Annotated in this window: 17 protein-coding genes and 1 riboswitch; of the genes, 4 read left to right on the forward strand and 13 right to left on the reverse strand. The window is 36.0% G+C overall.

Features of this window, described 5'->3' with window-relative positions; genetic code table 11:
* Window positions 1–176: 176 nt before the first annotated feature.
* From ACIQ4I_RS14030 to ACIQ4I_RS14040, 3 genes are read right to left on the reverse strand one after another with little or no spacing between them, the layout of a single operon-like run.
* A complete protein-coding gene (locus tag ACIQ4I_RS14030; protein ID WP_403096925.1) occupies window positions 177–1,325 on the reverse strand; it encodes a CDP-glycerol glycerophosphotransferase family protein in 1,149 nt (382 codons plus the stop codon).
* A gap of 2 nt (window positions 1,326–1,327) precedes the next feature.
* Window positions 1,328–2,353, reverse strand: coding sequence for a ribitol-5-phosphate dehydrogenase (locus ACIQ4I_RS14035; RefSeq protein WP_403096926.1), 1,026 nt, complete (start codon window positions 2,351–2,353; stop codon window positions 1,328–1,330).
* A complete protein-coding gene (locus tag ACIQ4I_RS14040) occupies window positions 2,350–3,063 on the reverse strand; it encodes an IspD/TarI family cytidylyltransferase (protein WP_403096929.1) in 714 nt (237 codons plus the stop codon). Before ACIQ4I_RS14040 ends, ACIQ4I_RS14035 begins: the two co-directional genes overlap by 4 nt.
* Window positions 3,064–4,021: 958 nt before the next feature.
* Here ACIQ4I_RS14040 and sda point away from each other — a divergent pair.
* The gene (gene sda, locus ACIQ4I_RS14045; RefSeq protein ID WP_403096932.1) at window positions 4,022–4,234 is read left to right on the forward strand and encodes a sporulation histidine kinase inhibitor Sda; all 213 of its coding nucleotides are present in this window, start codon (window positions 4,022–4,024) and stop codon (window positions 4,232–4,234) included.
* Between the two features lie 331 nt (window positions 4,235–4,565).
* On the forward strand, window positions 4,566–5,201 hold the full coding sequence (locus ACIQ4I_RS14050; RefSeq protein WP_403097419.1) for a hypothetical protein: 636 nt from the start codon (window positions 4,566–4,568) through the stop codon (window positions 5,199–5,201).
* A gap of 51 nt (window positions 5,202–5,252) precedes the next feature.
* On the opposite strand, the gene ACIQ4I_RS14055 is transcribed toward ACIQ4I_RS14050, so the two are convergent.
* The 9 genes from ACIQ4I_RS14055 to ACIQ4I_RS14095 form a co-directional block, all read right to left on the reverse strand.
* On the reverse strand, window positions 5,253–5,948 hold the full coding sequence (locus ACIQ4I_RS14055) for a YqjF family protein (protein ID WP_403096935.1): 696 nt from the start codon (window positions 5,946–5,948) through the stop codon (window positions 5,253–5,255).
* Window positions 5,949–6,171: 223 nt separating this feature from the next.
* Window positions 6,172–6,939, reverse strand: coding sequence for a TatD family hydrolase (locus ACIQ4I_RS14060; protein ID WP_403096936.1), 768 nt, complete (start codon window positions 6,937–6,939; stop codon window positions 6,172–6,174).
* A gap of 2 nt (window positions 6,940–6,941) precedes the next feature.
* On the reverse strand, window positions 6,942–7,688 hold the full coding sequence (locus ACIQ4I_RS14065; protein ID WP_403096939.1) for an ABC transporter ATP-binding protein: 747 nt from the start codon (window positions 7,686–7,688) through the stop codon (window positions 6,942–6,944).
* 7 nt (window positions 7,689–7,695) lie between these two features.
* The gene (locus ACIQ4I_RS14070; protein ID WP_403096942.1) at window positions 7,696–8,448 is read right to left on the reverse strand and encodes an ABC transporter permease; all 753 of its coding nucleotides are present in this window, start codon (window positions 8,446–8,448) and stop codon (window positions 7,696–7,698) included.
* On the reverse strand, window positions 8,449–8,739 hold the full coding sequence (locus ACIQ4I_RS14075; protein WP_403096944.1) for a thiamine-binding protein: 291 nt from the start codon (window positions 8,737–8,739) through the stop codon (window positions 8,449–8,451).
* Window positions 8,740–8,751: 12 nt separating this feature from the next.
* Window positions 8,752–9,747 (reverse strand): ABC transporter substrate-binding protein, encoded by a 996-nt coding sequence (locus tag ACIQ4I_RS14080; protein WP_403096947.1) that lies wholly within the window; start codon window positions 9,745–9,747, stop codon window positions 8,752–8,754.
* Between the two features lie 127 nt (window positions 9,748–9,874).
* Window positions 9,875–9,984: riboswitch (TPP riboswitch) on the reverse strand.
* Window positions 9,985–10,330: 346 nt separating this feature from the next.
* Window positions 10,331–11,086: a hypothetical protein gene (locus tag ACIQ4I_RS14085; RefSeq protein WP_403096950.1), complete on the reverse strand. Its 756-nt coding sequence runs from the start codon at window positions 11,084–11,086 to the stop codon at window positions 10,331–10,333.
* Window positions 11,087–11,276: 190 nt separating this feature from the next.
* Entirely contained in the window at window positions 11,277–15,698 is a 4,422-nt protein-coding gene (locus ACIQ4I_RS14090) for a S8 family serine peptidase (RefSeq protein ID WP_403096953.1), read from the reverse strand.
* Between the two features lie 1,348 nt (window positions 15,699–17,046).
* Entirely contained in the window at window positions 17,047–17,514 is a 468-nt protein-coding gene (locus ACIQ4I_RS14095) for an IDEAL domain-containing protein (RefSeq protein WP_403096956.1), read from the reverse strand.
* Between the two features lie 229 nt (window positions 17,515–17,743).
* Here ACIQ4I_RS14095 and ACIQ4I_RS14100 point away from each other — a divergent pair, with 229 nt between their 5' ends.
* Window positions 17,744–19,315: a hypothetical protein gene (locus ACIQ4I_RS14100; protein ID WP_403096957.1), complete on the forward strand. Its 1,572-nt coding sequence runs from the start codon at window positions 17,744–17,746 to the stop codon at window positions 19,313–19,315.
* Window positions 19,312–22,086 (forward strand): DEAD/DEAH box helicase, encoded by a 2,775-nt coding sequence (locus ACIQ4I_RS14105; protein ID WP_403096959.1) that lies wholly within the window; start codon window positions 19,312–19,314, stop codon window positions 22,084–22,086. Before ACIQ4I_RS14100 ends, ACIQ4I_RS14105 begins: the two co-directional genes overlap by 4 nt.
* An 840-nt stretch (window positions 22,087–22,926) precedes the next feature.
* On the opposite strand, the gene ACIQ4I_RS14110 is transcribed toward ACIQ4I_RS14105, so the two are convergent.
* Window positions 22,927–23,391: a single-stranded DNA-binding protein gene (locus ACIQ4I_RS14110; RefSeq protein WP_403096961.1), complete on the reverse strand. Its 465-nt coding sequence runs from the start codon at window positions 23,389–23,391 to the stop codon at window positions 22,927–22,929.
* Window positions 23,392–23,611: the final 220 nt, after the last annotated feature.

The following is a 23,611-nucleotide window of genomic DNA, read 5'->3' on the forward strand; positions in this document are numbered from 1 at the left end:
AACAATATTTTGGGGCTTTTTTGGTCTTACTCTTTTGACAATGACCACATACATAGCGTTTTTTATTATACATAAGAGTTTTTGTATTACGATAATTATAAAGAACCTAAAAAAAATAGACAGAAAACTTAAAAGGGATTCGGATTCCCTTTTAAATTTCCTGTCTATCTTGTCGTCTATTTCATTAATTGCTCCACAATACCCTTCGCAATATCCTCTGTTTGAGAGAAGTTATAGTGGATCATTTTACTCGTATCGAAACTTTCTCCAGCTTTTCTTTGGTTAATCCATTCTAAAAGTTGCTTTCGGCTTTGTAAAACGGTACCGTCTGAAATAACCTCGATGTCGTTGTATAGACCGCGACTTTTTTTATATTCTTCTAAATCCGGAACATAATGAGCCAGTGGCTTATGGAGAAGTGCGAATTCAAAAATCGCCGAAGAATAATCTGTTATAAAAGCATCTGCTACTAACATCCATTCATTTGTAGAAAATTGATTACCAAGGAAAACATTACCTGTTTCCTGAAGCTTTTGAAATTTATCTTTATCAATGTATGGATGCCCTACAAAAATAATCAGTTTATCTTTTGCAATTGTCTTTGATATGGTTATTAATTCTTCCATCATATCCATATCTGATTCCCTATAATGGCTATCCGCTCTATATGTTGGAGCAACCAAAACTTTCACCATATGCTGCTGTTCTAACGTCAGTGTATTAAAGATTTTCTGCTTCGTTTGTTTTACAAGTTGCTCATCTGTAAAAAAATCGATTCTCGGAACACCTATTGGGAAAATATTATTTTGCGACATATTAAAAGCCTCTGCATAATAAGGAATCATATTCTCAGATGATACGAATACATGTGTGTAATGGGAATGTACTGGAATAGCTTTTAGATAGTCACTACTAGGGCCAAATTTGGTATTAACAGTACTATATCCAAACTTTTTGAATGCCCCTGCAGCATGCCATAATTGCACTACATTTGTGCCTTTTCTAGGTTGTATTAAGTATATAGGTAAATAATAGTCATCTAATAATATATACTCCGCATTACTTATATAAGCAATTTCTTTGAACAATTTTAGGTTCGTCTTATTGCTTGGTATGATGAATTGAAATTCCAGCTGTGGCTGACTTTTTTTCAATTCATCATAAACCGCCTTTAAATTGCCTTCAAGTACTTTTTGGCGATATAAAGGAATGACAACTTTATTTTTTTGAATCGGCCGAAATATAGTCATGATCTTATAGCAATACTGAAAGATTACTCTATAAACCCACTGAATTTTATAGTGTATCTTTTTGAGAATACCCATATTTAAATCTTCCAATTCATCACGGTTTTGCCCCACGAACTTGAAAGATCTGATTCAAAAGCATTTAATGCATCTTGAACAGAGGTAACTTCTATTACTTGCCCAATTAGTGTTGATAAATAATCAACAACTTCTGGATGTTCCTTATAAACATCAACTGTTCTTTGGAAATCGGCTACACCACTTCGGCTACTGCCAATTAATGTAATACCTTTTTCAAGAACCATACGTGTATTAATCTCAATCGGGTATTCACTTACTCCTAGTAATGCAATTGATCCTTCCGGTTTTATCAGATCAATGATTTGATCGATGGCATACTGACTACCTTTACCACCTGCACATTCAAAACCATGATCGATTTCGTACCCTTCTGGAATATCGTTAATATAAATGGCTTCATCGCAGAATGAAAAATGATTTAGCTTATAATCTGTTTTACCGAAAACTGTTACTTTACAGCCTGGGTATAGTGTTTTCAAGAATAGGCATGTGATAAATCCTAGATTTCCATCTCCCCAAACACCAAATGAACCTCTACGATTAATAGCTTTTTCTTCAAAACGACTAATCGCATGTACAGCTACTGAAACAAGCTCTGTATAGGCAGCTACATTCATATCAATATCATCTGGTAACACAACAAGGCGATCTCGACGGATGAAAATATAATCTTGCATAAAACCATCGTAACCACTTGATCTAAAGTGACTTGTACTTAAATAATTTTCAGCAACATACGGGTCGTCTTCAACCGGTTTGTTTGGAACCATCACTACTTTTGTTCCTACAGGAAATTCGTCTTTCGGATCATAAGCTACTTCTCCAACACCTTCATGAATAAGTGCCATTGGTAGCTTTTTCTTCAGGGCTTCTTCGCCACGAGTACCTGTATAATAACGTTGATCTGCTGCACAAATTGATAAATTTGTTGGACGAACAACAACTTTGTCAGCTGTAATAGAGCTATCTTTGTAAGTGACTTCAATTTGTCTTGGAGATACTAATCGATAAACTTGGTTAATCACTTATCCATACTTCCTTTCAAAATTGCGTTTGAAACACTTAAATCGTATGGTGTTGTCACCTTAATATTAAATGTTTCGCCTCGTACTAACTTCACTTGATGCCCTTTAATCGCGAAAATTTTACAAGCATCAGTTAAAACTTCTTTTTCTTCTTCCGTTAATGTATTGTATAGTTCTTTTAATTTTGTAATTTTAAATGTTTGAGGTGTTTGGCCTTGATACATATGACTTCTCACAGGTATAGACGAAATATATTCGCCATCTGTAGATTCAACGATTGTATCGACTGCACTAATAACTGTATCTACCGCATCATTAAGCAAACCTTCTTCAATATTTTGTTCAATGATTCGATGAGTTAAGAAAGGACGTACAGCATCATGCGTAATAATAATATCGTTATCGTCAACTGGAGCTATTCCTTCAATATTGCTAATGATATTCATAATTGTACCGTTACGATCGGCTCCACCTTCAATTACTTTTACTATAGGAAGATTTAATCCATACTTTTCTATGGTATCCTTTGTATGACGAACCCATTCTTTTGGGGTTGCAACGATAATCAAATCAATACGTTTGTTTAGTATAAATTTTTCAATTGTATGAACAATAATAGGTTTATCGTTTAAATGTAAAAATTGTTTAGGCATTGGGACATTTCCCATACGTGTACCCTTACCGCCTGCTAAAATACCAGCATATATCATGTATTAGCACCTCTTCTAAAATAATGTTCAATCATTTATTTGTAATTCTCTGCTTTGAATCTTGGATATGTCAAAGCTTATTATTTCCCAATTCTTTGTCGTATCGCCATTTATTTTAGCATATTTCCAATGTATGTTCTACTTACATTAGCCTTTCTAAAGTAATCGCTATCATTGATCAACCTTTATACGTAATATTATTCTTTTCCTCTATAATATACATTTGTGTTTAAATGAGATTCTTCTATAGAATAGACGGTATTGTTTTGAAATGGTTCATTTTTGAACAGAAGATGGTGTATTGGGAAATTTATTTATCTATTGAATCAATTTCATCAATTCATTTCGATTTTTAAATACGAACATATCAACCTATCTACTTTTCCATATTCAGATTTGGTTATTCATCTCGAAAAAAAGGTGAACAACTGATTCACGATAATTTCAAAATTCAAATGATAGAGCGACTATGTATGTTCAAAAAACATATAAAGCTATCTTCTAAATCCCCATCTTAAGCCCTTGATTTCGACTCAAAACATGTATTCGTATTAACGCACCTCAATCTGTTGCAATTTTCTATTTATATTAATACCATTAACGGAAAAACTCCGAGTTATTCCCCAAGCAGTAAATCGATTTATTCTGATTCCATAGAAGATTCAACTCGAAATTACAAATAAAAGCGATATTTCCATAAAAACTTTTCGACAAATTTCCACAATCTAGGAAACTGTGGATAAGTTTATACACATTATACACACCATTTTATTTACACTTTAGCATTTATCCACACAGGTTAATCACAATTTATCCACGGTTTCTTGTGGATAAGTGGCTGGTTGTCTTGTATTAAACAATTTGATAAATTAAGTGTACAACTTAGCAACTATTAATATATTCTTGCGTTTCATATATTAGAACAAAATCTTTTATTTACTTGGAGGTGAGATAATCAATGGAAACACTATCAGATAAACTATTAATCAAGGCATACAGTGACGCGAAAACTAATAATTTGAATTTTGACTTTATACGTTTGTTAGAAGACGAAATTCTTCGTCGTATCGTGGTAAAGTTGATATCCGAATCCAAAGTAGAAAGCATATCAACAATCAGCTCTTTATCAATAGATTCTAATGTAGTCAATGAATATTTTAACCTTGCCTGATACCTTCTCTGATTGTGAAAATGATTTGATGATAAATGATTAAAATTTTTTTGTTTATCTTCCATAAAGAGATAGATTTTTTTCCTTTTGTTATTTCATATGGTTATTAACAACTTATTAGGGATTTTATTATTTTTGTATGTATTTATTTTGCATTCTGCTTATTCTTGAATGAGTTTCCGGCGTACGACTTTTTTATCCATATCGAGAGAGTCAGCATATTCTAATTTATAGGCGTATTTCCCACATTGGTAATCATCTTATTAATTAGAAGGGGGATGTAAATTTGTATCCTTATTCAAGCGGCAATACCTCATATTCTTTAGGGCAGATGTATGGGCAACCATACTCTCAATACACTGCTCCTGTTCATTTTTCCCTTCAACAACCACCATCCATTTATGATAACCGCTGTAGATGTAAGGCTGAAGTCGATTTTTTAAATATGAATCGCCTCCTCTGGATGGAGCATGTCAATTGGACCCGATTAGTTATTACGAGTATCGTATTTAACTTACCAAATGCACAATTTGTTGTGGAACGTCTTTTAAGAAATGCGACAGACTTAGGAAATTCTCTCCGACCGTTTTACGGCGATCAAATTGCAGATCGATATGCCTCACTTATCCATGACCACCTAACAATCGCGGCAGAACTGGTAACAGCTGCTGTCAAAGGTGATACAGCGACAGCAGCTGCAAAAGAGAAAGAATGGTATAAAAATGGAGACGACATTATTTTGTTCTTAACCAGTATTAATCCTTATCTAAGTAAATCGGAAGTTCAAAAAATGTTCTATACCCACTTAAGCTTGACGAAACAAGAAGCCGTCAATATGATTCAGAAAAAATATAAAGAAGATATTGCTGTATTTGACCAGATTGTAATGGAAGCAATGCAAATGTCCGACATGATCGCAGAAGGAATCATCAAGCAATTTTATCCACTCTTTTACAGGTCTTGTTGATTGATGAAGTTTTGATGAGCGAAGTTGCTGTTTAAATATGCTAGATATTATTTAGCTTTCTTTTACCGGTAAGTAAAGGAAAGCTTTTTTGTATGTTGAAAAGTGCGCTATTGGGTGAGTTTCTTGGACATTACACATAAGAAATGGCGCCATCGAGTTTTCATGAACAGTACAATGTACTCGTTGCAAGATCCAAGGTGAGTGACCATTATATTGTCGTATAAGTTTCCCCATTACTTTCGTCCATAAATGATGGCGTTCTGTTAGCCAGTATTCTAATGGTGTTCTCAGGGTGGGTTCAAGTTTTGCCTCAACAGATGCAATCAATACCTCTGGATCCTGTCCTGTATGCTCACTTCTATTTTGAAAAGTTACTACATTTTGATCTATCTTCGAAGTCATATTCGCATAACGAAAAGGCAAGAAATCCCCAACTTTTGCAAGATGAGCAACGACCCTGTTATTGACATCTAAACTAAAAAAATATACCCCTGATTTCCCCTTATATTTCACATATGTTCGTACGTTTAGCTCTAAAAAGGTGTTTATGCTCGGAATTGGTGGCATAAATCTTGTTCTTAATTTCTTCATTTCAAAAAATACAATTCCCAGCCAAGCTCTATTCTCAAATGTATCAATCTCCAGTTCTAACGGAACATATTGCCGTATATCCTCTGGTGCAATCGGCCAATGAAGAAAATACACATCATGCCATTCTTGCGTCACCACCCAAGGTAGCTTACTCATCCTATGCCTCCTCTTAAAAAGCCAATTGAATTCAGTATTTACTAAGTTGGGTGGGTTCAAACAGGTGGCAATCATTCAGTTATTGGCTATGGAGACGCAAATAGTATTACTCGCGGATATAATTCGGAAATGCGCGAGTAAATTTGGGGAGAACGCGAGTGATTCCCCATATAAAAAAACTCCTCCAAATCAAGTGATCTAGAGGAGTTCTTTCTATATAAAATTAGTCTATGTTATAAAACCTTTTCGTGTTTTCATAGAGCACACTACCTACTTGTTCAATAGGTTGCTGCTTTATTTGTGCTATTTTTTCAATACTAGCTTTAATCATTTTGGGGTGGGTCATTTGTCTATCGAAAGGTCCTTCAAATGGCCAAGGTCCATCTGTTTCTACCATCATTTGTTCAAGTGGATAGTGTTGAACAAGACTTTGGATTTCTTTTTCATATAGAACGTCCGGCGTAATGGAAATAAAGTATCCATTAGCAATCATTCGATCTACAGTTTGTTTATCTCCTTTGAACCAGTGAAAATGTGCGGCAGATACTTGATGTTTTTCTAATAAGTCACAAGCCATTTTGGCATCTTCATAGACTGCATGTAAAACGATAGGTTTTTTGAGCTCTGCTGCTAAAACAATGAATTTTTCGAGTAAGTCAATATACGGTTGATAATTGATACCTTTTTCTTTATTTAAATAATAAGGTAACCCTACTTCCCCTATAGCAATCATATTCTCATTGTTTTCTTTAATCCATTGGAACAGCTGCTTTTCTTGCACTTCATCTGATAATGACTGTTCTGGATGGAAGCCGAAAGCGGGCAAAATGCGCTGGTCTTTATTTGATAAAGCCAAATTGTCTTTACATGATTGTAAACCCGTCGAAACAGCAATGACATGTGATACCTCATTTAGGTGCAATTCTTTTAACATTAACTCTTGCTGATCTATATTGTATTGGTCAAAGTGAATATGTGCATCGATGATCATTTTTACAATCCCTCATCTAATTCATCTTTTAATAGGTTAAAAATTTCCTGCTTCATATGAAAGAATTCTTCATTATTAAAGAGGCTCTCATCTCTTGGTCTCTTAAAAGGTACTATGATTTCTTCTTTCACCATCGTTGGTCGCTTCGTTAAAATATAAATTCGATCTGCCAAAAACAGTGCTTCTTCAATACTGTGTGTGACAAATAATATAGATTTACGATTCTCTTCCCAAACAGATAGAAGCCATTTTTGCATATTAATTCTTGTGAACTCGTCTAATGCAGAAAATGGTTCATCAAGGCATAATAGATTTTGTTTACTCAACATGGCTCTGATAAAAGCGACACGTTGTTTCATCCCACCTGAAAGTTCAATGGGATAGGCGTTTTCAAATTCTTCAAGTCCTACTTTTTTTAGCCATTCTTTCGCCTCTTGGATGTTAGGCTTTCCTGATAATTCTTGGACAAGTACCACATTCTCAAGAACTGTTCTCCATGGAAACAATGAAGGCTGTTGTGGCATATAACCGATTAATCCCCGCTCTCCATGAATAATTTTATTATTCAAAGAAATGGTGCCTTCATCTGGTTCGATGATTCCTCCGATTAAGTTAAAGAGTGTACTTTTGCCGCTTCCAGATGGACCAAGAAGTGCAACAAATTCCCCTTCTTCTACATGTATTGAGATATCTCTTAAGACTTCTGTTTCAGCAAACTGCTTCTTGACATGTTCAATAGTTAATAACAATTTTTTTCTACCTCTCTAGCTTGCCTTTTATGAATAACTTTTCAAGTATACGAATGAGGCCAAATAGGAGTACGCTTAAAAGCATGATAGTAAAGATGGCTACAAATACATGATCTGTGCGGAAGGATGCTTGGGATAGCGTCATATACACGCCGATTCCCTCTTTCGCACCTAACCACTCTGAAATAACTGCCCCCATGACACTGTAAGTTGCTGAAATTTTAAGCCCTGAAAATAAAGATGGAAGAGCATTAGGTAATTCTAATTTCCAAAACATTTGCGTTTTAGATGCCCCTGCCATCTGCATATAGTATTTTAGCTCAGGTGGCGTGTTTTTGAGGCCATCTAAAGCTGCTACAACGATTGGAAAGAAGCATACAAGCCCAATTACAATAAGTTTTGGCATAATGCCAAATCCAAACCAAATGATTAACAATGGTGCCAAAACAATGATTGGAATGTTTTGTGACAGAATAAGTAATGGGTACGTTACCTTTTGCACAACCGGTAATATATGTAGAATTACTGCTATTGCGAAACCTACTGCACTCCCAATAATCAGCCCTAATAGAGACAATTTTGTTGTTGCCAAAATATCAACCGAAAAGCTAGGAATCACCTTAAATCCTTCTGAAAAAATTTGTGATGGTGCTGGTAAAAGCCATGCAGGTGTGTCAGTGATTCGTACAATAATTTCCCATAGACCTAAAAGAAAGAGGAGGAGAACAATCGCCCCTCCATTGTTTCGTAACCATTTCATTTATCGGTATTTCTCCGTTAAGGTATCCATTGTAATACCCGATGGTTGGTAAAGAATTTTCACTTGTGTAATGACATTGACACATCCTAGTTCAACCATTTTTTCATTCATCTTAGTAATGATATTCATCAACTCTGACATTTCGCCTTCCATCGTTGTTTCAAGAGGATGCACTTCATATTTTATCCCTGATTCATCGATCACTTTAATCGCAGCATCTACAAAAGGAATCACATCTTCATATTTTTCTGTTTTTGGTATAATTTGAACACTGATTAAAGAATTAGCCATTTTCATTTCCTCCTACTGTGGTAAAAATTCATTTGTGAATGCTTTTTTAGCATCGAATTTGCCTTCTAATAATTTATTGTCACTCATCCAATTTGCATAGTTTTCCCAAACTTCAAGTTTTTGCTCTCCCCATTGTTTAGCATCATCTTGATATTTATCAGCAAGCCACTCTTGACTTTTCTTCACAAGTTTTTTGTCTAAATCTGGTGCTGCTTTGATTAAGATATCTGCCGCTTTATCTGGATTTTTAATGGCATATTGATAACCTTGAGAAGCCGCTTTAACAAAAGCTTTCACTGTTTCCGGATCATTTTGAATCATTTTTTCATTAGTCGCTAATACTGGAGTGTAATAATCCAATTTTTTACTGTAATCTGTTAAATACATCATGTTCAATTTTTCTCCGCGAAGTTCAGCTTCTATACCTGTCCATCCATAGTAAATCCACGCAAAGTCTACATCTTTTTTGACCATTGTAAAGTAGTCTGCATCTCCTGCATTGATGATATCAACCTTCTTCACGTCTGCATTTTCGGTTTTCATCAATGAATCGATTACGGCTTTTTCCACTGGTGAACCCCATCCACCGTAAGTTTTTCCTTCAAAGTCTTTTGGCGATTTAATGTTCTTCGCGATTGGTGATGCGAAACCAGATGTATTGTGCTGAATAATCGCTGCGATGGATACAAGAGGAACCCCTTGTACTCGTGCTTGTGTAATTCCTTCTTGATAGCTAACTCCAAAATCAGCCTTGCCAGATGCAACGAGTTGGTCTGCTCCTGTCTCGCCTGGTTGAATAATGTCTACATCTAAACCCTGTTCTTTAAAGTATCCTTTTTCTTTTGCAACATATAATCCAGTGTGGTTCGTATTAGGTGTCCAATCTAAGACAACTGTTACTTTTTTTAGCTCTTTCTTCGAGCCTGCTGCATTTTCCTTCTTATCCTTTGACTGACATCCTGCTAAAGCGAGTATCGCCACTAACAGGAACACATATAACTTTTTCATCTTATTTGCTCCAATCTCTGTTATTTTAACAAGTTCTATGTAAAGAAAAGAGAAAAAGAAAAAACGTCCGGAACCATTCCGGACGTTAACATACATTCTAAAAGATAGTCATTTGATAACCCTATTATTATCTTTAGCTGATGTTCCCTCCGCTGGTGTTAACCAGTTCAGGTTCTAAGGGTCAGTATCTATCGGATACATTCTCAGCTGGCATCACCAGCCCCCCTACATTCTTCATACATATGAACTTTTCACATTCATTATAACAAAAATTTTCGGAAATTGGGGAATGGCATAATATTAAGTGTTTTATATTAGAAGAGGTCTGCTAAAGGTATTGGTGTCACTCTTCAGGTTTTAGGTTTACTCACGTTTTCAAGAAATATTCACGCTCTGTTACGATTTACTCGCTCATTCGCACATTTTATTTGCGCTTTATTGAATTGTATTCGCATATTACATATTTTAAATCTTCCATTTGGAGAAATTAATGAATAGATTATCTAAGTTTAGATAAGAATTTCGTTGTGTTTCCGAGGAAAAGGGTGAGACGGTAGGAGTTTTATAACTAATATATAAAATTTTAGTTTTGCCTCAGTTTGCTTAATATTTCATTCCTTAATTCTAACATTTTATCTTTTGATGGATATGGATTTGTAAAAGTTAATGCCTTATCAATTGAAGTAAGTGCATGATTATATTCTTCTGAATTTAGGAGAGCTTCGGCTAAATAGTACCAATAATACGAGATATCGTATTTCTGCAATATTTTTTTGTTATAAGAAGCAACCTTTTTGAAATAATAAGGATAAACATCTTCTGCTATCGTAAGTCCTGATCCCTGATACCGATAAACATCAACCATATAGGCATCTCCAATATCATGAGTCCAAATCGCTAATTCAAACTGTCCATCTTTCCCGTATTTTCCAGGCATATCTTCCACAAACAACTTACTATAATATACGTAATTTGTAAGTAAATTAACGAAGTTATACATTTTCCATTGTAATAAAACCAGTTGTGACCAGATACTTTCTACTTGCCAGCCAATGACTAATGAATTTACACCTAGAGGAGTTAGTGGAACAGCCATTAAATCCGTAATTGCATATCCTTTACCTTTTATTTCTGCCATTGGATACCAAATATTATACGATTTTTTTAATAGTATAAGATAATTTTCACCTTGATATTTATAGGCAACAATTAATTCCTTTAACCGATCTCCATCTATATCTGCCAATAAAATGGCTGGTCTGTTGTTTGCATTTTGCAATTTCAAAATAGTGGCTGATGGTGGCAATATGCTTTCCAGCAAATGTTCAAATTCATTCATAATCTATCCACCCTTTCATAGTAGTGTATGCATAAATTGAAATGGGAGATAGTTAGGTGTGATAGGCAGTTTACCTAGTTTCATGGAATTTTTAGTAATATAGGTGATCTTCCATAGTTGGATTGAATTTTGCCTCATTTAGAATTGAGATAAAAAAGCCTCTGATCGTTAAGATCAGAGGCTTCTTTTATTATTTTGGAAGATTAATATAAAGTTTACCTGCAGCCTTTTGGAGTGTTTCATTTTGGAAGCTATCGACTGCTTTTACTTCGATGACTGCTCCATCTGCTACAGTTCCATCCGGTACAGTCCAGTAACCAACATAATGTCCTGCTGATTCTTCAGACATAGGCAGTTCTGTTGCGTTTTGTGCAGTATCGTTAACGTTTGTTAATGGCATATGAATGAAGAAGGATGTTTTTAAGTCTGGCTCGCTGTCAAATACAATTTTAACTGTCTTACCAGTTGATAACGTCATATCATTTGTTGGCGTTAAGTTTTCAATAACTGGTGCTGTATAATCTGCAGTTACAGTTACTTTTTTCGTCACTTTGTTTTTCGCTTTATCTTGAGCTACTACTTTGATTTCATTTACACCTTCATCTAAAAGTATACGAAGAGAGTATTTACCGTTCGTAACTTTTGCGTCTTTGCCATTTACTTTTACCCAATCAAGGTTTTCGTCAGCAATTGTTCCTTCAACTGTAGTAGTCTCACGGTTTGTTTTAGCACCATCTTGTGGACTATCAATTGTTAGGGTAGGGTTTATTGTATCTAGGATCACCTTAACAGATTCAGATTCACCTGTTACTTTTCCATTTAGTTTCGAAACTACTGAGAATGTGTTAGCTCCTTCTACTAATTTAGCTGGAATAGTGAATTTACCATCCGCTCCAACAACCGTTTTACCTGCTTCTTTGCCATTTTGTTTTAATGTGATTTCAGTCGTTGGTGAAGCTTTCCCTTCAACTTGAATGGATGATTCACTAGTTACATTACCAGCTACTGGTGAAGTGATTACTGGCGCGTTCACTTCATAGCTGACACGAGCACGAATCATATAGTTACCTTCAGCCACTGGTGATTTTGACCATGCTCCTGAAACGCTTTGATAACTTCTTCCAGCATTTTTGCCATCTTCATCTGTTGCAAGTCCAGGAGCATTTGGATTTGCATTTGTTTGGCGATATACCATGTAGAAGTCTCCGTTGACAGTAATATTGTTTTCACTTAAGTCAACAACTGTCCACTGGCCATTACGTAGGGCTGTTGCATTAAAAGGCCCTGCAAGTTTTTTACCAGGAGATCCATCAGCACCAGTTGCATCCCATACTTCAACAGCAAAGGCTGTTCCACCTGGACTTGGCCATGTTGTATCCCAGAATCTGAACACACCATCTGTAACAATACCTTGTTCTTTTCCTTCAGGAAGAGACATTTTCACAGCCCAAGCATTGCCAGCAGCATTGAATGCACGTGCATTTTCTGCTGTACCGTCATCATAACCTATTTCTCCACCTGGGTAAGTGTAAAATGGTTTTAAAATAATATTCTTTGTACTTGCTTGTCCACCGATTGTAATCGCTACTTCTTGGCTATGATAACCACGAGCAACTATTTTCAATGTGTAGTCCCCTTGATATGCAGTTAAAGAGTAGTTACCTTCTGCATCCGTCGTAACAGGTGTAATGTTCGCATCTTCTTCAAGTAAGATAGTTGCACCTGCTACTGCTTCACCTGTAGATTCATCAGTGATTTTACCACTCACTGTATTTTGGGCGATTTCTTGTAATGTGAAGTTTGCAGTTGTTGCTTTGTCTGCTTCAATTTTCACTGCTTGTTGTTTTGATGTGAATCCATATGCTTCAGCTTTTACAGTAAATGTACCTGAACTATGTTTTAGTGAGTATGATCCGTTAGCGGGATCTGAGTAAACGGAACGGTTCGATTCTAGTACATTTACTTGGGCACCCAATGGTAGAAGTGTTGGATTCACAATTGCTTCTTCAATAGGTGCTTTTTCTTTTACAGGTAATACAGGTTTAATTGTTTTAGGATCAATAGAATCTTTTTTAGCATCTTTATCCTGACCTTTTCCTGTATTTCCATTATTGCTGTTCGTATTGTTTTTATCTTTTTCTTTTGATACTTTGCCTGTTTGAGAAGCATTCGCTAATACTACGTCATCAATATACCATCCTTCTTTGACAACACTAGAATCTGAGAATGCATTGAAGCCAATATAGATTCGTTGACCTGCATAAGCAGATAGGTCAACTTCAGCATTTAGCCAACCATTGGATGCACCTGAAACTGTATATAGTTGTGTCCAATCTACTCGGTTTGTCGATACAAAGACATTACCATAATCATAAGCTCTTCCAGAAGAAGCTTTTTCGAAGTTATACCATTGTTTAAATTGCAAGTAAGCGTGACCTGCTGGCAGATCGATTGGAGGCATCACCAATGTTGCATTCATATTACTCGCATAATTTCCTGCTAAGTTTGTTGCATATACTTTTTCGCCAGATGCAGCTTTTCCTGGACCAGAAGTTGGTTTACCCCATTCCCAGCTGTTTTCATTACCAAAGGAATACCAGCCAATTGGTTGTGATTCGAAGTTTTCAGAATATCCAACTGTAACGCCTGGTTTCACTTTTACAGTGTATTCATCACTCACAACCTCATTATTACCGAAATCATTGATCACCCATTTGTATTTGAAGTCGCCAACTGGGATACGTGCACCAGGAACCGTTACACCAAACTCTCCTGATTTATAATCACCCGATTTGCGATTTGCTGTAATGCTTTTCCATTCTCCATTTTCATCTTTGTATTTTAGTACAACAGATGAAACACTGATGTTATCTGATACTGAAGCTGTTAGATCTAAATCCATACCAGCATACGTTTCTTTTGGAGCTGTATGTTTTAGCACTGGTGCTTCGTTGTCATCGCCTTGTTTTGTCACTTGACCTTGAAGAGTTCCAAGACCTGAAGCGATAGACGATACAGCTTGATAAGCATCCACTAATCCATAACCATAGCCATGATTTGGTGTTTGCGGATATTGTGAGTCTGTTAAAGGTGTTGCTGTATTGATAAGAATTTGTTCCATCTCATTAACAGTTAAATTTGCATTCACTTGACGAAGAAGTGCTGCTACACCAGAAACTGCAGGCCCCGCCATGGATGTCCCATTCCATCCACCTTCATAAGCACTCCCCGGTACTGATGAACGAATGTTGACACCAGGTGCAGAAATGTCAGGTTTAGTCTCATTGTATGGTGATGGGCCACGAAGAGAGAAACTCGCTACTTTATTGTTAATATCAATGGCGCCTGTTGCAAAGCTTTCAGGATAATTTGCTGGTGCTGCAACAGATCCCGCACCACCTGGATTTGTTAATGTTGTGTTCCCTGCTGAAAACTCTGGGAAAATTTCAGCTGCACGCCAGTTTCGAACGACATCACGGTACCATTCGTCAAGTCCTGGACCGCCTCCCCATGAATTGTTGACAATATCAGGTGCCATATCTACTCGTGCGTTACCGTTTGAATCTGTTGGTGCTAGAATCCATTGAGCTGCTTCTAAAAGGTCAGCATCTGTTCCACCGTTTGAGGTAAATGCTTTAACAGAAATGAATTTTGCACCAGGAGCAACACCAATTTGGTTAGATCCATTTGCTTCGCTCCCAACCATCGTTCCTGTTACATGTGTTCCATGCCCAATATCATCATATGGTGTAGCTCGTCCTGCTGATGTTGCATCATACCAGTTGAAATCATTCGATACTTGTCCAGTCGATGCATTATAGCCACGATATTTTGCCTTTAATGCTGGGTGATCCCATTGAACACCTGTATCAATACTTGCGACAACGGTTCCAGTTCCATCAATCCCCATACCCCAAACTTCTGGAGCTTTCACTCTTTCAACATTCCATTCGATACTTGAAGTTTTGGCCTTTTCCTCAACTGCATTTTTTGCTTTGCTATCCGTAGCAGATGGAGCTTTAGGTTCAACAACCGTTTTTATTTTTGATTCATCTACAGTACTTGTCTTTGTCGTATAGAGTTGACGGGTTTCATTAGGCAAAACTTTTTCTACTTCATCAAAGGTTGCAACCTTTTCAGCCACTTCTTTAGTAGCTGTAACGGCCATTCCATTTACGATAAAGTATGATTCAATGTCTTTTGCATTGCCTTCATCCTCTTCTTTTTCGAGGTATTGTTTTACGGATTCCTGTGATTCAAGAGATGTTACCTTTAAATCTGATACCACTGCAGAGCGCTGAACAAATTTCGTTTGCTGTGCAGATAACTTGTCCTTCTCTGCACTTTTTCTAGCTTCTGCTGCGACTTTATTTGCAGATGCCTTTTCTTTGAATTTGATTAAGAAAGTTAATTTTTCGTCATTTTTAAAATCTTCAAGTAGACTACTACTCACTTTGTCCTTCACAACAATTGCATTTTGGCTAGAATCTCTGAAAGATTGGTGGAGATCATTTGCTTTTGCTCCTGCGATATTCGGAGAAATCAGTGAAATCGCCATAAGTGCAGATGTCGCAATACTAAATGCTTTGACAGAGCCTTCTTTCTTTCTCATTTACATTCCTCCCTCTTCATTTTTTAGATGTTACTACTTTGCTTGCAGCTAGCAATTTTTAGATAAACTAAATAAGTCCAAAGAAAAACACCTTTCCCCCTTTCCCAAAATGACATTTGGCAACAGAATCAAAAGTGCTAAAGAAAATCTCTAGTTGTAATAATTACTATAAATTAGCGAAATTGAAAATTTTGCTACATTGTGTCGAAAATTTTTTGCTCTTTTCAAATTAATCGTTATTTCCTAATAATACCAAGGACTTTAGTATTTAAAAATGCATTATAAAATTTTTTGCAAAATATATTAATATAGCCAGAACCCTTGATATTAGTAGGATTATGAGGAACATGAAAAATTAATGTTAAAATTGCCCTCTTTTCCATTTGTTAAAAAATGCATATTTACACCCATAAAATGAAAAAGGAGGTAATTTGTCTATTGAATTTATCTTTTGTGAATAAGGTCAATAGAACTAACATAGATTTCTCTTTTTCAAGTAAACAGATTGAATTAAAATTACCGCTCTTATTATCTAAACTTCATATTTATTAGGTTGAATGGAAAAATATCCTATGAATCCATAAGAAAAAAGGCAATGACAACACTTCAGATGTGTATAGGTCAATTTGGATATTACTAATTTTCACATTAATAGGAATAATTATCTATTCATATATTTTCATGGGAATTCGTATCTATTCAATTCCAAAAATACTCTAGTTCATTTTTGTTTTGAATTTGAATTTGAGACTGGGATTTTAGAGGTGTGGAGATTAGTTAAAGATAGTTCTTGGGCTTTGTTGCGAGAATTTGTTCGCTTGTTAAAGGGGGGGCGTTTTATGTTGGGGGAATAAAAAATAATAAGCCACTGATTGAGTAAAGGCTTAAAGGATGATTGTTAAGAAGCGTCCTATATATTAGCTAAATTTATGATCAAAAAGGTTTAGCTCTGCATATCTTTGGGTAAAGTTGAATATGAGATGATGGGAGGGTGGCGATGAGAGGACTCTGGAAGCGAATAGGATTGGACTTTTTTGATGCAGTGATTTGGATTTATGGGAGTTGTATTGCATTAGTGCTGATCGTGTTGTTTGCGTTTTTCTGGGGTAATTAGACTCCTGATTATGAATACAATGGTATTAATGTGTATTTACTCATTCATCCTGTGTATTTAGTCATATTTTTTTATTTTTAGTGATAAATTGCTTGGTACTGCGCATATTATTTTTATTGTCTTATATGGAATTTCTGAGAAGGTGTCATGATTGTTCTATATCGTTTTGGTTATGGATACACCGAAAGCACCTAATCATATTCGAGATGAGTAGGTGCTTCCTATAGGTATTGCTTATTCAACTTGTGGGTCCTCCGTAGGTTTCAACTCTTTTGCTAGTTTGTAGAATAAATCTTCGTCACGTGCAGCTAATGCGTGATCGATTAGGCGTAAGCGATTCCAATCTTCTAATTCTTCAATCAGTACATCGATTTCTGAAGGTGCACTCAATAACTTTTCGCCTCGTTTCAATTCAAGTTCGTCTAGTATGAGTTCAAGATGATCATGAATATTTGAAACTAGGAGCAATTGATATAATGGTAGGCGGATAAAACGGCTGCCTTTTTGGAATACAAACACTTCAGATAAGTTTTCAATTTGTAATGATGATAGATTTATCACAATTTCTTTTCCTTCTACAGGGATGAAATGGAATAGTTCTTCGTCCTTTATAATGGAGAAGTATTGATAGGCAAAAACCATTTTAAGTCGCCCACCATCTCGTTTCGTGTAGAATGGTTCCATTCTTTTCACTTCTAACATTAAAGCCCCCTCCTCTTTTTGAAGGAATATTCTGATTATTAATATAATATCACGAAATACCGTTTATTGACACAAAAATATTTGTCGCCTTTTCTGAACTCTTCCCCAATATTCATCAAATTAGCTCAATGTAAAAAGGCTTTCTAGCGAAATATTTCCTTTTACATTTACGGAAGGTATCAAAAAGTTTTATAATGAAAGGAAAGTTTTTTTTGCAGGAGCGAATGTTATGAATACGAATATTTCTGATATCGCCAAAAGTTACGAAGATTTTATTCGTAATCAAATGGCTCAAATTGGTTTAGATCTTCATGCTTCAAATCCTGAAGATGAAGAGTTGGTACGGCGTGCTGCATTTTTAGCTCGTCACAACTATGTGAAAATTAGTGCTTATAGTGAAGAACGGAATGTCATTTCGTTTGTTGTACAAGATGCGACTCCTACGAATGTTACATTTCATATAAATGCTGGCAATCTTTCTTGTGATTGCCCAAAAGAACATTGGTGCCGTCATAAGCTGGCGGCTTTGTTTGTTCTATATCAATATATTGATTCTTTAGCTACATGGCTTGAAGGTTTTCGTTCGAAAAAGGCTACGCAGTTGAATTTGATGAAAGATGAGCGCTCACCAGAAGCATGGTTGCGTCTTGTGCAAAATGTCTATAAAACCAATTTATACAATCAACCTGTGTTAAATCCATATCTAGTTGAAAGCATTTTCGCAGATATGGAAAGACAAATTTTCCAACACACACCTCTTGAGCGTGAATGGCAAAGTTTGTATAAACTATTTACTCATTTAGCGCTACTATCTCATACATGGAAGCATTTAAAGCCGACAACGGAATCTTATAAGACCTATTTCAATAATTTTATCGAACATGAAGCCGAGAAAGTGAAAGAACATATTCGATTAACCTCTTCGAAATCACGTCTTTTTGCGACAGATCCTTTTTATGATACATTGCAAAAAATGGTTAATTATTTTCTTTTGCACCAAAATGGATATTTTGAACAACGTTTATACATTTACACATTTTTCTGGGAATCAATGTTCAATGAAAAGTCTCGCCGTGAATCAGAATTAGCTTCAATCAAAAATGATCGTCATATTGCTGATGATGTTAAAATTGCAAGCATTGAATCCATGTTTTTTATTATGCTGAAAAAATATGATGAACTTGAACAAGAGTTAGCTGATATCAATGACCCAGATATGTTAATTTGGATCGATTTGGCGCATTTTGCAGATCGAAACGAAGATGACAAAGCTCTTTCAATGATTATCCGTGCAATGCTACCTTGTTTAGATTCTTTTATCAACACATGGCTATCCACTCGATATCGTTCAGCCTTTGTGAGCGCTTTCAATAAACTATGTTCGAAAATCGATCTTAATGACGAGGAAGCGGAAGTTTTATTTTCATCCTCCGGTATGTATGGCATGCAACCTTATTCACTGTTTTTAATAGAAAGAGGGCGTTATATGGAATGGACTGCCCTTCACCATCGCTTCCCTTCTTCACTCGCCTATTTAGAGCTTTGTGGATTAAAAAACGTATTAGAAGAAAAACCGGATGCCCTTTTACCGTTATATCATGCACTTGCTATGTCCGAACTCAATCAAAAATCACGACAGCATTATAAACAAGCTGTACGTGTTTGGAAAAAAATGAAGATGGCTGCTAAAAAGAGTGGGAAAAATGAATTTTGGAATAATTATGTCGATCAAACTCGGCAACAATATAAACGTCTTCGTGCATTACAAGAAGAAATTGAGAAAGGAAACTTGAAGCTATGACAATCAATGCAAAAGTACCCGATACCTTTTTGAAGTCAATCCTACTTGATATCGAAACTGAAACGGGACAATCCTTTTCTTTGCAAGCGCATGAGCCAAATGGCGAACCCATGCTTGTGAATGAGTGGCTCTCATTTCTCTTCTTTCAATATGAGCCAGCTTTTTATGGTTTAACGGCAAATCATTCGTCTCACCATATTTCCCTAACTCCACTTGAAATGGTCGAGTTGTTTTCAAAAGATCAAAAGCATCCATTTATTACTTATGTGGGAATAGATGAAAATTCAAGCCATTGGCTAGAAGCTGCTTCAAATGCTTCTACATATTGGTATAGTGAAGATTTATGGAATGATATTACTGTTGGTAAAGATGCTTTTACGCTAGACTTACCAATCGATAATCAAACAGAAAAACTTTTGCAAATGGCATTAACACAAAAGTTAATTGAAGCAGGCTTAACAATTAGTGATCTTCCTTCATTACTACCTTTCTTCCGCAATGGTGGATGGCCAATTAAATCAAAAACAGTAGATGATGAAATTTACGTTGGACTACGTCTTCGGGAACCAGCAGAAGATAGCGATGAATGGATTCTTGAAACAGTAATCCGAAATAAGAAAAGCGTAAACTTTTGGGCTCCGCCTATGCGAAAACGTGCACTGCAAGTTGAACACGCATTACCAGATAAATGGAAGAATCATTCCACTGGTATTAAAAATTTACAACAACAAATGGTTGAATTATTGCATACACAAGATTATATGCAAAATATCGATTCAAATAACTTCCTTTCAATGCATTTAAAAGATCCGGATGTACGTGAATTTTTGCGTGCAGATTTTGCGCGTTTGCAAGCGCTTGGCTTTGAAATTGTCCTTCCTGCATGGCTCAAGGATTTAAAAGATTCTCGCATAAAAGTTCGTGCTAGTGCAGGTACAGCATCAAATTATAAATCTGCAGCAGGTCTCCAAGAAATTTTGACATTCGACTGGAAGCTTTCTTTAAATGGACAAGATATTTCTATTGATGAATTCCAAAAAATGGTCAATGATAATCGTGAATTTATCCGTGCAGGTACGGAATGGGTACGTGTAGATGCTGCATGGATGCAAGAAATTCGCAAATTAATGGATAAAGCAGAAAATGAAAATTGGACCGTTCGTGATTTATTATTCCAAGAGTTGCCGGAAGAACTAATTATCCCTGACGAAGAAGAGGATGGCGAAAATCGTGATGATCCATTCTTCCAATTTGAGATGCAAAAATCATTGCGTGATTATGTACAAAAATTGGTCGATAAAAAAGGAATGCCCCCTGTACAAGTTTCTGATCGCTTACAAGCAACTTTGCGCCCTTATCAACAAGAGGGCTTTGAATGGCTTGTCTTTATGCGTGAACAAAACTTTGGAGCTTGTCTTGCCGACGATATGGGGCTTGGGAAAACAGTTCAGCTGATTTCTTATTTACTACATGTTTATGATCAAAAAACAGATGCACAACCAACTTTAATCATCTGCCCAACATCTGTACTTGGTAACTGGCAAAAAGAATTAGAACGTTTTGCCCCGTCTTTAAAAGTTTATCTACACTATGGTTCTAATCGTTTAAAAGATTCAGCTTTTGATGCTTACATTGATAAGGAAAAACCTCAAGTTATGTTGTCTACTTATGGAACCATTACGCAAGATGTGGAAATGCTTGAAAATCGCAATTGGGCAAATATTACACTTGATGAAGCACAAAATATTAAAAACATGCATACGAAACAATCGAAAGCGATTCGTAAACTACATGGCGGGCATCATATTGCGTTAACCGGTACACCTGTAGAAAATCGTTTATCTGAGTTATGGGCAATTTTTGACTTTAGCTATAGAGGCTATCTTGGTAGTTTCTCTCGTTTCCAAGAAGAATTTATCGCACCAATTGAACGTGATGAATCAGAAAATCATAAGAACCGTCTACGTAAGAAGATTCAACCTTTCTTATTGCGTCGTACGAAGCAAGATCCTGCGCTTATGCTCAATCTTCCCGATAAACTGGAGCAACGCGAATATTGCCCGCTTACAGAGGAACAAGCTGTTTTATATGAAAGCTTTATCCAAGAAACAATGCATAAACTAGAGACATTATCTGGCTTTGAGCGAAAAGGTCTGATTTTAAAAATGCTTAGTAAGTTAAAACAACTATGTAATCACCCTGCCCTTTATTTGAAGGAACCATTTGAAAATGCTGAAGATATGTTAAGTCGTTCTGAAAAGCTAGATCGTATCGTGACACTTGCTGCTGATATTGCGAATAATCAGGAGCAATGCTTAATCTTCACTCAATATATTGGCATGGGGCATCTATTACAACACTGCCTATCTGAGCTATATGATATTGATGTGCCATTTTTAACAGGTAGTATGCCAAAGCAACAGCGTGACTATTTCGTGGAGTCTTTCCAAAAAGGAGAGTTTCCGATTTTCATCCTGTCTTTAAAAGCAGGAGGTACTGGCCTGAATTTAACAGCAGCAAATCATGTTCTTCATGCTGATCGTTGGTGGAATCCAGCTGTAGAAAACCAAGCTACAGACCGTGCGTATCGAATTGGTCAAACACAATTTGTACATGTTCATAAGTTCATCACAACCGGTACCGTAGAAGAGAAAATTGATACATTACTTACTGAAAAACAAGCATTGTCTGAAGACCTAATACAATCTAGCCAATGGATCACTGAATTAAAAGACGAAGAAATTATGGATTTACTGTCATTTAGTTTTTAGTATTTAAAGATATGGATCAGATATGTTGGTTTGATTTTACCTTTAATTTTTATAGTACAAATCTGCTATAACATGAAGTGGAATCAGCTTCGCTTTCCGCGGGCGAACCGACGAGCCTCCTCGCTACGCTGTGGGGTCTCTCTGGCTCGCTTTCCCGCAGGAGTCTTCGCTGACTCCACTTCAACAAAAATTGTATCACTAAATTTTATTATTAATTTTTATGCATTTCGACTTTTTCAGGGACTGTCCAAAAGTAACTAAATAACTCACTATTGAACTGCCTTCTTACTTGAATTGAAAAATAATCTACTATTTTTCTGCTAAGCACCCCTGCTAAACGTGAAGACGGGGGTGCTAATTTAATCTCTTCAACTATTTTTAAGGACTTATAAGGAAACTCTTTATCTATTTTTTTATTCTGTGAGCGCCACTATATAATGGACGCCTATATGTACAGATAAAGCCATGCTACGATGACTTCATCCGCTGTCTTCCCCATTGACATTTTTAAAAACGCTCTTCAAACTTCGTATAGAAATTCCCCACAAATTTCTATTCTCTTTTACAATTTAACAACCTTAACTATTTAATTGTTTTCTTCGTTATGTATGCTGTACACAACGAATCATATTTATACAGCTATTTTGAATTGTTCCAATGGATGATCGTTTGGTTGATTTTATTTGGATCAATTCATCAAACCTATTGGTGCGGTCTTTCCAATAGGACTGCTGTTATCAACTAAGTCTCGGCCTAATTGCGTCAGGATTTTGAATTAATTACCCCCAAAATCTGTAACAAAAACCTGAGACTTTAACTTCTTTCAACTGCTGAAAGAAATTATACCATTGGTAATCCTTCTGTTTCTTCTTTCGGTAGTACAAAGCCTGTTGGTACTGCTTGCGTTTGCCCTAACGCTGTTTGAGCAATTGGCGGATTCATTTTTTCTGATTGATTTGTTTGTCTTTGGAACGTTTTTTCTTCGCGCTCTTTTAGAGCTAAGAAACGTACTTCATCTGCAACCACTTCAACAACATAAACTCTTTTTCCGTCTTCACGTTCATAGGATCTTGATTGCAGTCGGCCACCAACCCCAATTAATGAGCCTTTACCACAATATTTCACCACATTTGTGGCGAGTTTGCCCCAAACAGAACATGATACAAAATCTGCATCTATGTCGCCATTTGCGTTTTTAAAATTCCTATTGATTGCAATGATAAAATTTGTTTGTACTCTCCCTTCTGAAAGTTGTCGTAATTCAGGATCTTTTGTAATCCTCCCTACAAGAGCAACTTGATTCAATCCTTCACCTCCTCCCATTTGAATTATCCATATCATAATGGGATTCCAAATTTTATGCAAAACAGCGAAATGAAGGTTTTAAGCTTGTTTGTATGTACGAAATTCAATTTTGAAAACACTCAATTTTGTACAAATAGCGTCACTGTGCATTTTCTTATTTTTTAAAAATCATGCGAAATATTTTTTTAGCTGATTTTTTAATGTTATAATTACCGTACGA

Origin of the sequence: Rummeliibacillus sp. NPDC094406 (assembly GCF_044763875.1) — a bacterium.
In the GTDB taxonomy this organism is placed as follows: Bacteria; Bacillota; Bacilli; order Bacillales_A; family Planococcaceae; genus Rummeliibacillus.